16 protein-coding genes are annotated in these 14,895 nt (G+C 63.9%); 13 read left to right on the top strand and 3 right to left on the bottom strand.

Annotated features, from left to right (window positions below; genetic code table 11):
- Window positions 1–106 precede the first annotated feature (106 nt).
- A complete protein-coding gene (locus ABIE20_RS09890) occupies window positions 107–286 on the bottom strand; it encodes a CsbD family protein (RefSeq protein ID WP_429504753.1) in 180 nt (59 codons plus the stop codon).
- A 207-nt stretch (window positions 287–493) separates the two neighbouring features.
- Between ABIE20_RS09890 and ABIE20_RS09885 the strand changes: the two genes are divergently transcribed.
- On the top strand, window positions 494–874 hold the full coding sequence (locus ABIE20_RS09885) for a hypothetical protein (RefSeq protein ID WP_429504751.1): 381 nt from the start codon (window positions 494–496) through the stop codon (window positions 872–874).
- On the opposite strand, the gene ABIE20_RS09880 is transcribed toward ABIE20_RS09885, so the two are convergent.
- Entirely contained in the window at window positions 875–1,711 is an 837-nt protein-coding gene (locus ABIE20_RS09880; protein ID WP_429504749.1) for a CvfB family protein, read from the bottom strand. It abuts the gene before it with no gap.
- A gap of 145 nt (window positions 1,712–1,856) precedes the next feature.
- Between ABIE20_RS09880 and ABIE20_RS09875 the strand changes: the two genes are divergently transcribed.
- Window positions 1,857–2,726, top strand: coding sequence for a DUF6279 family lipoprotein (locus tag ABIE20_RS09875; protein ID WP_429504747.1), 870 nt, complete (start codon window positions 1,857–1,859; stop codon window positions 2,724–2,726).
- A gap of 44 nt (window positions 2,727–2,770) precedes the next feature.
- Here ABIE20_RS09875 and aceK read toward each other — a convergent pair whose 3' ends face one another.
- Window positions 2,771–4,492 (bottom strand): bifunctional isocitrate dehydrogenase kinase/phosphatase, encoded by a 1,722-nt coding sequence (gene aceK / locus ABIE20_RS09870; protein WP_429504745.1) that lies wholly within the window; start codon window positions 4,490–4,492, stop codon window positions 2,771–2,773.
- A 187-nt stretch (window positions 4,493–4,679) separates the two neighbouring features.
- Between aceK and ABIE20_RS09865 the strand changes: the two genes are divergently transcribed.
- The 11 genes from ABIE20_RS09865 to ABIE20_RS09815 all read left to right on the top strand — a co-directional run bounded on the left by ABIE20_RS09865 (window position 4,680) and on the right by ABIE20_RS09815 (window position 14,886).
- Window positions 4,680–5,564 carry a DMT family transporter gene (locus ABIE20_RS09865; RefSeq protein WP_429504743.1) on the top strand — a complete coding sequence of 295 codons (885 nt, stop codon included), beginning with the start codon at window positions 4,680–4,682 and terminating at the stop codon, window positions 5,562–5,564.
- Between the two features lie 334 nt (window positions 5,565–5,898).
- The gene (locus tag ABIE20_RS09860) at window positions 5,899–6,735 is read left to right on the top strand and encodes an ABC transporter ATP-binding protein (RefSeq protein ID WP_429504823.1); all 837 of its coding nucleotides are present in this window, start codon (window positions 5,899–5,901) and stop codon (window positions 6,733–6,735) included.
- Between the two features lie 39 nt (window positions 6,736–6,774).
- Window positions 6,775–7,773: an ABC transporter substrate-binding protein gene (locus ABIE20_RS09855; protein WP_429504742.1), complete on the top strand. Its 999-nt coding sequence runs from the start codon at window positions 6,775–6,777 to the stop codon at window positions 7,771–7,773.
- Window positions 7,774–7,802: 29 nt separating this feature from the next.
- The gene (locus ABIE20_RS09850; protein ID WP_429504740.1) at window positions 7,803–8,579 is read left to right on the top strand and encodes an ABC transporter permease; all 777 of its coding nucleotides are present in this window, start codon (window positions 7,803–7,805) and stop codon (window positions 8,577–8,579) included.
- Window positions 8,579–9,343 carry an SDR family oxidoreductase gene (locus ABIE20_RS09845; RefSeq protein WP_429504738.1) on the top strand — a complete coding sequence of 255 codons (765 nt, stop codon included), beginning with the start codon at window positions 8,579–8,581 and terminating at the stop codon, window positions 9,341–9,343. The genes ABIE20_RS09850 and ABIE20_RS09845 overlap by 1 nt, the downstream gene beginning before the upstream one ends.
- 14 nt (window positions 9,344–9,357) lie before the next feature.
- The gene (locus ABIE20_RS09840) at window positions 9,358–9,897 is read left to right on the top strand and encodes a cupin domain-containing protein (protein WP_429504736.1); all 540 of its coding nucleotides are present in this window, start codon (window positions 9,358–9,360) and stop codon (window positions 9,895–9,897) included.
- Window positions 9,898–9,901: 4 nt separating this feature from the next.
- Window positions 9,902–10,771, top strand: a complete 870-nt coding sequence (locus ABIE20_RS09835; protein WP_429504735.1) for an alpha/beta fold hydrolase — start codon at window positions 9,902–9,904, stop codon at window positions 10,769–10,771.
- Window positions 10,768–11,595, top strand: a complete 828-nt coding sequence (locus tag ABIE20_RS09830) for an IclR family transcriptional regulator (protein ID WP_429504733.1) — start codon at window positions 10,768–10,770, stop codon at window positions 11,593–11,595. The genes ABIE20_RS09835 and ABIE20_RS09830 overlap by 4 nt, the downstream gene beginning before the upstream one ends.
- Before the next feature lies 1 nt (window position 11,596).
- Window positions 11,597–12,397, top strand: coding sequence for an SDR family oxidoreductase (locus ABIE20_RS09825; protein ID WP_429504731.1), 801 nt, complete (start codon window positions 11,597–11,599; stop codon window positions 12,395–12,397).
- Window positions 12,390–14,072 carry a thiamine pyrophosphate-binding protein gene (locus tag ABIE20_RS09820; RefSeq protein ID WP_429504729.1) on the top strand — a complete coding sequence of 561 codons (1,683 nt, stop codon included), beginning with the start codon at window positions 12,390–12,392 and terminating at the stop codon, window positions 14,070–14,072. Before ABIE20_RS09825 ends, ABIE20_RS09820 begins: the two co-directional genes overlap by 8 nt.
- Window positions 14,073–14,082: 10 nt before the next feature.
- Complete coding sequence (locus tag ABIE20_RS09815; protein ID WP_429504727.1) at window positions 14,083–14,886, top strand: aspartate dehydrogenase; 804 nt, start codon at window positions 14,083–14,085, stop codon at window positions 14,884–14,886.
- The last annotated feature ends 9 nt before the right edge of the window (window positions 14,887–14,895 follow it).

Genomic DNA, 14,895 nt, shown 5'->3' with positions numbered 1-14,895 from the left:
CGTCCTGAAGTCTAATCGACGATCGCCTCAAAGTTGCGATTGATTGGCGCAGATAGCACAACGGCCACCCGAGGATGGCCGCCGTCCTTTGCGTGTTGAGGCAGACTCAAGGCTTTTTCACGGCATCCTTGGCCTTGCCAACGGCTTGCTGAACTTCGCCCTTGACTTCCTGGGCCTTGCCTTCGGCGCGCAGCTTGTCGTTGTCGGTCACCTTGCCAACACCTTGCTTGACGTTACCAACTGCCTCGTTGGCCATACCTTTTACTTTATCTTTAGTGCCACTCATGGGTGTTCTCCTGAAGGGGAAATAAACGCTGTCAGAGTCGACAGTCTGTGGACCCGTGGCCGCTTGCGAGAGTTTCAATTATTTTTCCGCGGGCCGCCTGCCGAGCATGCAGGGGCATTAGATAGGGCGGCGAATAACGTCGCTTTATGTTTCATCGCGTTGCCAGCACAATAAGCGACCTTTCAAGCGTCACCCGTAGGAACCTGCATGAAACTCGACAAACCCACCGCCATCGCCCGCCGCAACCAGGAACTGGAACGCCCCGTGCTCAACAGCGACAACACCCTGTTTGCCGTGCTCGACACCAAGCGCAGCCTGTGGTGGTTCGATGTGCCGGTGAAACTGCTGCGCAAGGGCCAGCCCGACTGGGTCAACCTGCTGCTGCACACCCCCGACACCGACGAGCTGCAGCATTTGAAGGTGCCGGTGAACTACCTGCAGGCCCATCAGGAAAAAATGGAAGTGCGCCACCCGGGCAAGCGCCGCTCGACCATCAGCCTGGCGCTGAGCGCCGATCGCGATTCGCTGCTCAAAGACCTGCGCCCAGGCGGTGAGAACCTGAGCTTTGCAGGCTTCAAGCAGGTCTGATCAGGCCAGTTCGATGCGGTCGGCGTGGATGACGATGCGGCCATCCTTGTACAAGGCACCGATGGCCTTCTTGAAGTTGCCCTTGCTGACCCCGAACAGATCGCTGATCAGCTGCGGGTCGCTCTTGTCGCTGACCGCCAGCACGCCGTTGGCGTCCTTGAGCTTGGCCAGGATCTTGTCGTGCAGGCTGTTGGCCAGGTCCTGGCCGATGGGCTGCAGGCTGAGGGCAATCTTGCCGTCGCTGCGCAGCTCTTTGATGTAGCCCTTCTCCTGCTTGCCCGAACGCAGGAACTTGAACACCTCATTCTTGTGAATCAGGCCCCAGTGCTTGTTGTTGATGATCGCCTTGAAGCCCATCGGGGTTTCTTCGACCACCAGCAAATCAACCTCCTGGCCGACCTTGTAGTTGGCCGGCACCTTGTCCAGGTAGCGGTCCAGGCGCGCGGTGGCGGTGATACGGCGGGTACGCTTGTCGAGGTAGGCATGCACCACGCAGTACTCGCCGGCCTTCATCTGACGCTTTTCTTCGGAGTACGGCATCAGCAGGTCTTTGGGCAGGCCCCAGTCGAGGAAGATGCCGATGCTGTTGATTTCCTTGACCTTGAGGCTGGCGAAATCGCCGACCTGCAACTTGGTCTTTTCGGTGGTGGCGATCAGCTTGTCTTCGCTGTCGAGGTAGATGAAGACGTTCAGCCAGTCCTCGACCTCGGTGGGCGTGTCCTTGGGGATGTAACGGTTAGGCAGCAGAATTTCGCCGTCCGCCCCGCCGTCCAGGTACAGACCGAAGTCTGTGTGCTTGACCACTTGCAAAGTGTTGTAACGCCCAACTAAAGCCATTTCCGGAAATCCTCGTTGCGAGCGGGGCATTCTACACCTCAAGCGGCAATTGCGCCCGGTCGCCGATGACGGCCTGTCAGCAAAATGAACCGCGAGGGCCAGCCCTGTTCTATAAAGACAAGCAAGCCTTCGCAAGGATTCGCTCATGTACGCCTGCCTGTCCAAGTACCTGCGCACCGTTCTGTTGCTGGTGATATCGGCCCTGCTGGTGGTCGCCTGCAACCGTATCGACCTGGCCTACCGCAACCTCGACACGCTGGTGCCCTGGTCGCTCAACGACTACCTGAGCATGAACCGCCAGCAGAAGACCTGGCTCAATGAACGGCTCAAGCAGCAACTGGCCTGGCATTGCCGTACGCAATTGCCCGGTTACCTGACCTGGATCGACGAGATCACGGCGATGGTCACCAGCAACGCGGTCACCGACCAGCAGTTGCGGGTACGTACTGAAGAGGCCCGGCAGGCGATTGCCAAGGTCGCCGACCAGATCACTCCGTCGGCCGCCGAACTGTTGCGCAGCATGGATGACGAGCAAGTGCGGGAAATGCGCGAAGCCTTTGCCGACGATATCCGCGAGCGCCAGGCCAAGTACGTCAATACGCCGCTGGCGCGGCAGATCGAACGCCGCGCCGAGCGTATGGAGAAACGCCTGAGCACCTGGCTGGGCGAGCTCAGCCCGCAGCAGCGTTTGCGAGTCATGACCTGGTCCCAGGGCCTGGGCGAACAGAACCGCCAGTGGATCGCCAACCGCGCCCATTGGCAGGCACAGTTCAGCGCGGCCATGGACCAGCGCCACAGCGACAGCTTCGAACCGCGCCTCGAAATCCTGCTGAAAAAGCGCGAAACCCTGTGGACCCCGGAATACCGGATCGCCTTCCAGCGCACCGAGCAAGAGGCGCGGCGCTTGCTGGTGGACGTAATGGCGCAGAGCAGCGAACAGCAGCGCCAGCATCTGGAGCAGAAGCTTGCACAGGTGCGCCAGAGTTTCAGTGAGTTGAAGTGCTTGAAAGGGTAGCGGCCGCATTCAACTGTAGGAGCGGGCTTGCCCCGCGATGTTGTTCAACCCTCCCGGCACTTGCGCCGGTACGGGAACACGTCGATCACCTTGCCGCCGCGGATCGCCGCCTGCAGGCTCTTCCAGTAATCGGCGTCGTACAACTCGCCATGCAACTGGTTGAACAGCCGGCGCTGGCCGCTATCGGCGAACAGAAACGGCGGAAACTCCTCAGGGAACACATCCAGTGGACCGATCGAGTACCAGGGCTCGGAGGCCATTTCATCCTCCGGCGTGCGCGGCGGCGGGATATAACGAAAGTTGACCTCGGTTAGAAAGCAGATCTCGTCATAGTCGTAGAACACCACCCGGCCGTGACGGGTAACGCCAAAGTTCTTCAGCAGCATGTCACCGGGGAAGATATTCGCCGCCGCCAGTTGCTTGATGGCCAGGCCGTAATCTTCCAGGGCTTCGCGCACCTGGGCGTCGTTGGCGTTTTCCAGGTAGAGGTTGAGCGGGGTCATGCGCCGCTCGGTCCAGCAGTGGCGGATCAGCACAGTGTCGCCATGCACCTCGACAGTGGACGGCGCCACTTCCAGCAGTTCGGCCAGGCACTCGGGCTCGAACTTGCTCAAGGGGAAGCGAAAGTCGGAGAACTCCTGGGTATCGGCCATGCGCCCGACACGGTCGACGCTTTTTACCAGCCGGTACTTTTCGATCACCGTGGCGCGGTCGACGTTCTTTGACGGCGAGAAGCGGTCCTTGATGATCTTGAACACGGTGTTGAAGCCCGGCAGGGTGAACACGCTCATGACCATGCCACGCACGCCCGGGGCCATGATGAAGCGGTCATCGGTGCCGGCCAGGTGGTTGATCAGCGCCCGGTAGAACTCCGACTTGCCGTGCTTGTAAAAGCCGATCGAGGTGTACAGCTCGGCGATGTGCTTGCCCGGCAGGATGCGCTTGAGAAAACCGACGAACTCGGCCGGCACCGGCACATCGACCATGAAGTACGAGCGGGTGAAGGAGAAGATGATCGACACCTCGGCTTCGTCGGTGATCAGCGCGTCGACCTCGATGCCGTGGCCCTCGCGGTGCAGCAGCGGGATCACCAGCGGCCACTGCTCGTCCTGGGTGTAAAGGCGCCCGACCAGATAAGCGCCCTTGTTGCGGTACAGCACCGAGGAAAACAGCTCGACGGCCAGGGCCGGGTCCTTGCAGACCCAGTCCGGCAAGTTCTCGCGCAGCTGCGCTTCGAGGCGCGCGAGGTCACCGGCAAGGTCGGCGTAGGGCACATCGAAGCGGTAGTCGGCAAACACCTGCGCCAGCAACGCGCTCAAGCCGCTTTGCGGCCGATAGGTGCGGGTTTGCGCTGCCCGCTCGTGGCTGCGCAGCGCTGGCCGGGTGGTGTGGATGAACATGCAGCCATCGCTGATCAGGTCATGGCTGAACAGGCTGCAGAAGATCGAGTTGTACCAGGTCTCCGACAGTTCATCGTCCAGGCGCGGGTCGATCAGGCCGATATAGGCACTTTTGACCAGCGGCCACAGCGAGACGTCGAGCAGCACCTCACCCTCGAAACCCTGGCGCAGCCAGCCGCTGACCTCGCTGACCTTTTCCTCATACAGATTGATGCGCGCCGCCGAGGCGCTCTGGGTCTGTTGCCACTGGGCCTGCTCGAATCGCTCGCGGGCGCCGTCGGTGATCTGGCGGAAATGCTCGCGGTAATCGTCGAAGCCATCGAGGATCATCCGGGCGATATCGGCGGCCGGCCATTGCTGGGGCATACGTCAGACCTCTGCGGGAATGTCAAAGCCTGAGCTTAGCCAGTCGCCACGGGCAGGGAAAGCCTGTTGGCACGGCTGTATCGGCCAAACTCGGCGCATGCTGAATTCGAGCGCAAGAAAGGGAGAGAGCTCAGGCTGCCATGTAACGTAAACTCGCGCCCTGCCCCCAAAGGACCCGGAGAGCCCCATGAGCCCCATCGCCATATCCCGCCTGTTGATTCTTGCTGCTGTCTGGGGGGCGAGCTTTTTGTTCATGCGCATCATCGCGCCGGTGCTCGGCACCCTGCCCACGGCGTTTTTCCGCGTCTCCATCGCCTGCCTCGGCCTGCTGGTGATTCTCGCCCTGCTGCGGGTTCGCTGGGACTTCAATGGCAAGCTCAAGGCCTGCCTGGTGCTGGGCATGATCAACTCGGGGATCCCCGCCACCCTTTATTCAGTGGCCGCCCAGGTGCTGCCAGCGGGTTATTCGGCGATTTTCAATGCCACCACGCCGCTGATGGGCGTGCTGATTGGCGCATTGTTCTTCCGTGAGCCGATGACCCTGGCCAAGCTCAGCGGTATCTTCCTCGGCCTGTTCGGGGTTGGCATTCTCAGTGGCGCAGGCCCGGTGGCGTTCGACGCCAAGCTGCTGCAAGGCGCCCTCTCGTGCCTGGCGGCGACCGCCTGCTACGGCCTGGCCGGTTTTCTCGCCCGGCGCTGGCTCGACCAACAAGGCGGCCTCGACAGCCGCCTGTCGGCGCTGGGCAGCATGATGGGCGCGACCTTGCTGCTGTTACCGTTGTTCGGCTACAGCGTGCTGACCCAGCCGCCGGCAAGCTGGGGGGGCTGGCAGGTGTGGGCGTCGTTGCTGGGCCTGGGGCTGGTGTGTACCGCCTTTGCCTACATCCTTTATTTCCGCCTGATCAGCGAGATCGGGCCGGTCAAATCCAGCACCGTGACGTTCATGATCCCGGCCTTCGGCGTGCTCTGGGGCGCCTGGCTGCTGGACGAACCGCTGTCGATGGCGCACCTGTATGGCGGGCTGTTGATTGCCGTGGCGTTGTGGCTGGTGCTCAAGCCGGCTCGCGCCTGACAGGTTAATGCTTGTTCCTGTGGGAGCTGCCAAGCCAGCTTCCACAGTTTCTGGTTTCACCCATGAAACCAGCCCTTCCCCTGCGTTACCGAAAAAAGCCTCTTTTCATTGCACCAGCAATTGCCACGCGCCGTTGTTGTGCAAATTCGTGCCATATAGAAAACCTTGTTTCATATATAAAACAAACGAGCGTTAACCTTAATCCATCAACTCATTAATAAATAAGCACTTTTTAAATAAAACAGGGCCAATACACATTTGGCATTGTTCATGCACTAAACCGCGTATCACCTATAAAACAGACCAGAGAGCTTCCCCAATGGCTGTGAAAGAGATGTACGCAATCCCCTCTCAATGGAATACGCCGCACTCCAAGGAAGACCTGGAGCCGACCGAAATCGAATTTCGCAATGTCGGTAAGTGTTTCCCGGCCAAGGGCAAGGCCGACGCGCCCTTTGCCATTCGCGAGGTGAACTTCAAGATCCGTCGCGGCGAGGTGGTGTCGATCATCGGCCCATCCGGTTGCGGCAAGAGCACCATCCTCAATATGGGCTCCGGCCTGTACCGCCCTAGCGAAGGCGAAGTCTTCGTCGGCGGCGAGGCGGTGGTCGGGCCGGTGCGCAAGGTGGCCTTCATGTTGCAGAAAGACCTGCTGATGCCCTGGCGCAGTATCCGCCGCAACGTCGAGCTGGGCCTGGAAATCCAGGGCATGCCCGCCGCCAAGCGCCAGCCGATTGCCGAAGATCTGCTCAATCGCTGCCACCTGCAAGGCTTTGCCGACCACTACCCGTTCCAGCTGTCGGGTGGCATGCGCCAGCGCGCCGCCCTGGCCCGGACCCTGGCCATCGACCCGCAGGTGCTGTTCCTCGACGAGCCGTTCTCGGCCCTCGATGCGCAGACCAAGATGATCCTGCAACAGGACCTGGCGCGGATGCTGTTCGAAGAAAAGAAAACCGCGCTGTTCATCACTCACGACCTGGTCGAGGCGATTGCCATGTCCGACCGCCTGCTGGTCATGAGCGCCCGCCCGGGCACCATCATCGAAGAAATCACTGTCGACCTGCCGTTTCGCGACAACCCGCTGGAGCGCCGCAAGCTGCCGGAAATCGGCCCGCTGGCCGGGCGCCTGATGGAACTGCTGAAAGTCGGCGAAGACACCGAACTGCATTGATCAACGGCCACCGGCCCATCAACCGATTCAGGAGTACGCATGTTCAAGTCCCTGCAACGCCTGGCACAGACTTCGCTCATCACCCTGGGCCTTGGCCTGGCGCTCACTGCCCAGGCAGAGCCGACCAAGGTCACCTACCTGCTGCCCGCGCCGCCAAACTCGCCGGCCTTCGCGCCGTGGATCATCGCCAAGGAAAAGGGCTACTACCTTGCCAGGGACCTGGACCTGACCTTCATCGCCGCCAAGGGCGGGGTCGATGTCGCCAAGCAGATCGGTGCCGGCAACGCCATGCTTGGCGGCGCCATCGGTGATACCCCGATCGTGGTCCGCGCCAACGGTATTCCGGTGCGCGCGGTAGCAGTGCTCGGTGCCGGCGGGGTGACCATGATCGCCACCAACGCCGGCGAGAACATCCAGTCGATCAAGGACCTCAAGGGCAAGACCCTGACCGTGATGTCCTACTCCGACACCACATACTACGCCCTGCTCGCCTCGCTGCGCAAGGCTGGCCTGAGCAAGACCGACGTCGATATCCAGGCCGCCGGGCCGTCGGGCGTGTGGCAGCTGTTTTCGGCCAACAAGGCCCAGGCCATGGCCGGGGTGCCGGACTGGGTGGTGAATGCCGAAGAGGCCGGGCTGAAGATCAGCCTGATCCCGCAGAACGAGATCTTCGAGAGCATGGCCCAGGCGATCCTCGCCTCGGACGAGGCGATCAAGAACCAGCCGCAGGTGGTCGGCGGCGTGGTCCAGGCAACCCTGCAGGGCATGCGCGACATCATCCAGGACCCGAAAGCCGCCGCCGCTACCTTCGCCAAAGCGGTCCCGGCCTACGCCGGCAAGGAAGCGGCGCTGGAGAAAACTTTGCGCCTCTACGTCGAGCACGTCTACGCCAACCAGACCGTGCTCGGGCGCATCGACCCGGCGCGCCTGGACGCTGTGCGCAAGTTCTATGTCAGCGAAGGCATCGTCGCCAAGGAACCCAAGCTCGACGAGCTCTACAGCAACCAGTTCATCGAAACCACCACGGCCGCGCAATAAGCCGGGATGCATAACAAGGTATTAGCCCGATGAGAAACCTCAACACCTCCGTGCTCGGCAGCGTCGCCCTGCTGATCCTGTTCCTGCTGCTCTGGCAGTGGGGCCCCGGCCTGCTCGGCATGCCCGAGTTCGTCATGCCGCAACTGAGCCGCGTGGCCCAGGAAAGCGTGGTGATGTGGCAGTCCAGCGGCCTGCTGCAGCACACCCTGATTACCGCCTTCGAGATCATCGTCGGCTTTGGCCTCGGCGCCCTGCTGGGCGTGGCCATCGGCGTGTCGCTGGGCCTGTCGCCGTCGGCCGAGGCCATGCTCTCGCCGTACATCCTGGCCCTGCAGATCGCCCCGAAAGTCGCCTTCGCGCCGCTGTTCGTGATGTGGCTGGGTTACACCATCTACCCGAAGATCCTGATTGCCATCCTTATCGTGTTCTTCCCGGTGATGATCAACGTGCTCTCGGCGATCCGCACCGTTGACCCGGACATGATCAACCTGGTGCGCACCATGAACGCCAGCCGCTGGCAGATCTTCCGCCTGGTGGAGTTCCCCTCGGCCATGGCCGCGCTGTTCTCGGGCCTGCGCATCGCCTCGACCCTGGCAGTGATCGGGGTCACCGTCGGCGAACTGGTCGGCGGCAACCAGGGCCTGGGCTTCCTGTTGGTCGACGCTGAAGGCCAGGGCAACACCGCCGGCGTCTTCGTCGCCATCGTCATGCTCACCCTGATCGGCGTGCTGGCCTACGGCGCGGTGGTCTGGGCCGAGAAACGCGTCCTGCACTACCTGCCCAAAGCCATGCTGAGTACCCAATGATGAGCCCATTCAACTCCATGCTCGAAGGCCGCCGCGTGCTGGTCACCGGGGGCGCCCGCGGCCTGGGCTATGCCTTCGCCCAGGCCATCGGCCAGGCCGGTGCCCAGGTAGTGATCGCCGATATTCTCCAGGAGCGCGTGCTGCAGGCCGCCTGCGAGCTGCGCGAGCAAGGCTTGCAAGTGACCGGCGTGACCCTCGACCTGGGCAACCCGCAATCAATCAATGCCTGCGTCGCCGAGGCGGTTGCCGTACTGGGCGGCCTCGACGGCCTGGTCAACAACGCCTCGATCACCAACTCCGGCGGCAAGACCTGCGAGCAACTGGACATCGACACCTGGGACCAGGTCATGCAGGTCAACGTCCGTGGCACCTGGCTGATGACCCGCGCCTGCCTGCCGGCCCTGCGCGCCAGCGGCAAAGGCGCGGTGATCAACCTGGCCTCCGACACTCCGCTGTGGGGCGCGCCGAACCTGCTGGCGTATGTCGCCAGCAAGGGCGCGATCATCGCCATGACCCGCAGTCTGGCCCGCGAATTGGGCACTGACAACATCACCGTCAATGCCATCGCCCCCGGCCTGGTGCTGGTTGAAGCCACCGCCTATGTGCCCGAGGCGCGCCACCGCCTGTACACCGAACAACGGGCAATTCAACGCCCGCAACTGCCAGAAGACGTCAGTGGCGCCGTGTTGTTCGCCCTGTCCGACCTGTCGCGTTTCATTACTGGACAAACCCTGCCGGTCAACGGCGGGTTCGTCATGCCTTGAGCAAGGAGAAACCCATGACCGACCTATCCGTACAAAACGACGCCCCGAAAACCTGGGAACAGCCCGCAGGCTCGGACCTGGCTGGCTGGATGCAAACCCGCATCGCCCGCTACCAGACCCGCAAGTACGACTGGGACGCGCTGAAGTTCCAGGCCGACTTCGACCCCAAGTTCCGCCGCGCGCAAATGCGCTACGTCGGCACTGGCGGTACCGGGGTCAACAGCGACATGAACACCATTCCGTCAGAGAACTTCACCTTCTCGACCATGGTCATCCCGGCCGGCCATGAAGGCCCGCCGCACATCCATACCGACGTCGAGGAAGTGTTCTTCGTGTTGCGCGGCAAGCTCAAGGTGATCATCGAGAAAGACGGCGAGCGCTTCGAAACCGTGCTCACCGACCGCGACCTGATTTCGGTTCCGCCAGGCGTGTACCGCGAAGAGATCAACATCGGCGATGAAGACGCGCTGATGTGCGTGATGCTCGGCGCGAAAAAGCCGGTCACCCCGACCTACCCGCCAGCGCACCCGCTGGCCTCGATCAAGCGCGGTTAAGCCGATGTTGCACGCCACCGACCACGCCCTCGCCGGCCTTGAGGCCCAGTTGCAGCAGCGCTTCCCCCAGCGCCTGGTGCAACTGGCAAGCGGCGCCCAGGCGATCCGCGAAGCCGGCCACGGGCCTGCCATCGTGCTGTTGCATGGCATCGGCTCGGGCGCCGCGTCCTGGCTGCAGGTGGCGCTGCAACTGAGCCAGCACGCCCGGGTGATTGCCTGGGATGCACCGGGCTACGGCGACTCCAGCCCGCTGGCCGCCCCAGCACCGCAAGCGGCGGACTATGCCCGGCGCCTGCTGCAATTGCTCGATGCGCTGCAGATTGACGACTGCCTGCTGGTCGGCCATTCCCTCGGCGCCCTTAGCGCCGCGGCCTTGACCCAGCAGCAGCCGCAACGGGTGCGGCGCCTGGTGCTGATCAGCCCGGCTCGCGGCTATGGCGACCCGGCCCGCGCCGAGCAGGCGCAACAGGTGCGCAACCAGCGCCTGCACACCCTTGAGCAACTGGGCATCGCCCAGATGGCCAACCAGCGCAGCGCGCACATGCTCTCGCCAGCGGCCAGCAGCGAGGCCCGCGCCTGGGTGCAATGGAACATGGCGCGGCTGCTGCCCCAGGGCTATCGCCAGGCCATCGAGCTACTGTGCGGCGACGACCTGCTGCGCTACGCAGCCCTGGCCGTGCCGTGCGAAGTGCATTGCGGCGGCGCCGACAGCATCACCCGCCCCGAGGACTGCCAGGCCCTGGCCAAGGCCCTGGGGGCAGCGTTTGCGCTGATTGCCGAGGCCGGCCACGCCAGCCCGATCGAACAACCCGAGGCCGTGGCAACGCTGCTTGCCCGGGCCCTCGAAGAATCCCTGACAGGTACTGCGCTATGAATGATTCGGATCTGTTGAAAGACAACCAGGACAAATACATCGTCCCCGGCCTTGAGCGCGGCCTGTTGCTGCTCTGTGAATTCAGCCGGCAAAACCGCACCCTCACCGCGCCGGAACTGGCGCGGCGCCTGGAGCTGCCGCGCTCGACCATCTTCCGCCTGCTGACCACCCTCGAAACCATGGGCTTCGTCACCCGCAGCGGCAACGAATACCGTCTGGGCATGTCGGTGCTGCGCCTGGGCTTCGAGTACCTGGCCTCGCTGGAACTGACCGAGCTCGGTCAACCGCTGCTGGCGCGGCTGTGCGATCACCTTAATTACCCGAGCAACCTGGTGGTGCGTGACGGTCGCTCGATCGTCTACGTGGCCAAGGTTTCGCCGCCGTCGGTGTTCTCCAGCGCGGTCAACGTCGGCACCCGCCTGCCGGCCCACGCCACGGTGCTGGGGCGCATCCTCCTTGAAGACCTGAGCCTGGCCGAGCTACGCGAGCTGTACCCGGAGGAGCACCTGGAACAGCACTCGCCGTGCACGCCGAAAACCGTGCTGGAGCTGTTCGACCTGGTGCAGAGCGACCGTCAGCGTGGCTATGTCAGCGGCGAAGGTTTCTTCGAATCATCGATCTCGACCATCGCCGCGCCGGTGCGCGATCACAGTGGCCGGGTGGTTGCCGCCATGGGCGTGACCATCCCTACCGTGCAGGTTGCGCACATCAATTTCGACGGCCTGCTCGGCCATGTGCGGGGCAGCGCCGACGAGCTGTCGCGCCTGCTCAACTACACCCCGCACGCAGGCTCCGGCCGCGTCACCGCGCTGATGAGGGACTGACATGAGCAACCTCTATCAACTGCACGGGCGCACCGCCATCGTCACCGGCGGCTCTTCCGGAATTGGCCTGGCCTGCGTCGAGCAACTGCTTGAAGCCGGTGCGGCAGTGGCCTTTTGTGGTCGCGATCAAGACCGCTTGAACAGCGCAGAAGCACGCCTGCGCGAACGTTTCCCCAAAGCGCGCCTGTTGGCTCACGTCTGCGATGTGCTGGATGCCGCGTCAGTCAACGCTTTCGCCGCCGCCAGCCTGGCCGCGCTGGGCCCGGCCCAGGTGCTGATCAACAACGCCGGCCAAGGCCGGGTCTCGACCTTTGCCGACACCACTGATGAGGCCTGGAGCGAAGAGCTGCAGCTGAAATTCTTCTCGGTGATCTACCCGGTGCGCGCCTTCCTGGCGCAACTGCAGGGCCAGGCCGGCGCCTCGATCGTCTGCGTCAACTCGCTGCTGGCCAGCCAGCCGGAGCCGCACATGGTCGCCACCTCGGCGGCCCGTGCGGGCCTGAAGAACCTGGTGCGCTCGATGGCCACCGAGTTCGCCGAACAGGGCATCCGGGTCAACGGCATCCTCATCGGCCTGGTCGAGTCCGGCCAGTGGCGCCGGCGCTTCGAGGCCCGCGAAGAGCGCGGCCTGGACTGGTCGCAATGGACCGCGCAACTGGCGCAACGCAAACACATTCCCCTGGGGCGCCTGGGCCTGCCCAAAGAAGCAGCCCAAGCGATCCTGTTCCTGGCTTCGCCCCTGTCGGCCTACACCACTGGCAGCCATATCGATGTTTCTGGAGGCCTGTCCCGCCATGCGTAATGAAAACACTGTCACCGTTGGCGCTGCCATCACCGCGTTCCTCGAACAATGCGAGGTCAAGGCCGCCTTCGGCGTGATCTCGATCCACAACATGCCGATCCTCGATGCGTTCGCCGTGCGCGGCAACATTCGCTTCGTCATGGCTCGTGGCGAGGCCGGCGCGACCAACATGGCCGATGCCTATGCCCGCACCACCGGCGGCCTGGGCGTGTGCCTGACCTCCACCGGCACCGCCGCCGGTAACGCCGCCGGGGCGCTGGTCGAAGCGCTGACCGCCGGCACGCCGCTGCTGCACATCACCGGGCAGATCGAAACGCCGTACCTGGACCAGGACTTCGCCTACATCCATGAAGCCCGCGACCAGCTGACCATGCTCAAAGCGGTGTCCAAGGCGGCCTTTCGCGTACGCAGCGTCGAGACCGCACTGAGCACCCTCAAGCTCGCCGTACAGACCGCCCTGACCGCGCCGACCGGCCCGGTCAGCGTCGAAATCCCGATCGATATCCAGTCGACCTTCATCCCCATGCCGACCGACCTGTCGCCGCTGCCGATCCCGGTTGCCGTGCCGGCGCCTGAAGCCCTGGACCTGGTCGCCGAACGCCTGGCCAGCGCCACCCGTCCGCTGCTCTGGCTCGGCGGCGGCGCCCGCCACGCTGGTGCGCAGGTCAAGCGCCTGCTGGACATGGGCGTTGGCGTGATCACCTCGACCCAGGGTCGCGGTGTGGTCAACGAAGACGACGAGCGTTGCCTCGGCGCCTTCTCGCAAAACAAGCTGGTCGAAGGCTTTCTGCAAAGCTGCGATGCGCTGGTGGTAGCCGGTTCGCGCCTGCGCAGCAACGAAACCTTCAAGTACGCCCTGAAGCTGCCGCGCACCACCCTGCGCATCGATGCCAACCCGGCCATCGAAGGGCGCAGCTACTCCAGCGAGCTGTTCATCTGCGGCGACTCGGCCCTGGCCCTCGAGGGTCTGGCCGACCGCCTGGAAGGCCGCCTGAACATCGACCCGAACTTCATCGACGAGCTCAAGGCCGTACGCACGCAATCGCGCGCGCAGCTGGTGGCCGACCTCGGCCCGTACTCGGCGATGGTCGAGCAGTTGCAGGGGCTGACCGGGCGCAACTTCTCCTGGGTGCGCGACGTGACCCTGTCCAACAGCATCTGGGGCAACCGCCTGCTCAACCTCTACCACCCGCTGGCCGGCGTGCATGCCCTCGGTGGCGGCATCGGCCAGGGCCTGGCGATGGGCATTGGCGCGGCCGTGGCAGCGGCGGAAACCGACCCGCAGCGCAAGGTCTTCGCCCTGGCTGGCGACGGCGGTTTCATCCTCAACCTCGGTGAGCTGGCGACCCTGGTGCAGGAGAAAGCCAACGTGGTGATCCTGCTGATGAACGACCAGCGCTACGGGGTGATCCGCAATATCCAGGATGCCATCTACGGCGCCCGCCACGCCTATGTCGAACTGCACACCCCGGACTACACCAAGCTGGCCGAGTCCATCGGCCTGCGCCATGGCCTGGTCAGCGACCTGAAGGACTTCGGCCCGGTGCTCGACAACGCCCTGAGCCAGGGCGGGCCGTTCCTGCTGGAAGTCGACATGCTCAGCGTCGGCGGCTTTGCCACCCAGTTCGCAGGGCCGCCCAACAGCGAAACCAAAGCCCAGAAAGCCACGGCCTGAGGACTTGCGCATGCTCAATATCACCATGATCGGTTGCGGCGCCATTGGCGTCGCGGTGCTGGAACTGTTGGAGAACGATGCGCAGATGCGGGTCGAGCATGTGATTGCCTCGGCAGGCTCTGAAGCCCTGGTGCAACAGCGCCTGGCCAGTTTCAAGCGCCCGCCGCAGGTGCTCACCGCCCTGCCCGCCGACGCCCGTCCAGACTTGCTGGTGGAATGCGCCGGGCACAAGGCAATCGAGGAGCATGTGCTGCCGGCGCTTGAGCGCGGCATCGCCTGCCTGATCGTCTCGGTTGGTGCATTGTCGGAGCTGGGCCTGGTCGAGCGCCTGGAGGCCGCCGCCGCCCGTGGCAACACCCGCATCGAGCTGCTGCCCGGCGCCATCGGCGGCGTCGATGCGCTGTCGGCGGCCAAGGTCGGTGGCCTGGATTCGGTCGACTACACCGGCCGCAAACCGGCCAGGGCCTGGAAGAACACCCCGGCCGAAGAGGTTTGCGACCTGGACACCATCGACCAGGCCACGGTGATCTTCGAGGGCAGCGCCCGCGAGGCGGCGCGCCTGTATCCGAAGAACGCCAACGTCGCCGCCACCCTGTCGCTGGCCGGCCTTGGCCTGGACCGCACGCGGGTGACACTGATTGCCGACCCGCTCAGCGAAGAGAACGTGCACCACTTCGAAGCCCGTGGCGCCTTCGGCGGTTTCGAGATGAGCCTGCGCGGCAAGCCGCTGCTGGCCAACCCGAAGACCTCGGCGCTGACCGTCTACAGCGTGGTCCGCGCCCTGGGCAACCACGCCCATGCCATTTCCATCTAGGGGAACGTC

The sequence above is a fragment of the Pseudomonas sp. 2835 genome, from assembly GCF_050435905.1.
GTDB lineage: Bacteria > Pseudomonadota > Gammaproteobacteria > Pseudomonadales > Pseudomonadaceae > Aquipseudomonas.
This window is presented reverse-complemented; position numbering and strand designations above follow the sequence as displayed.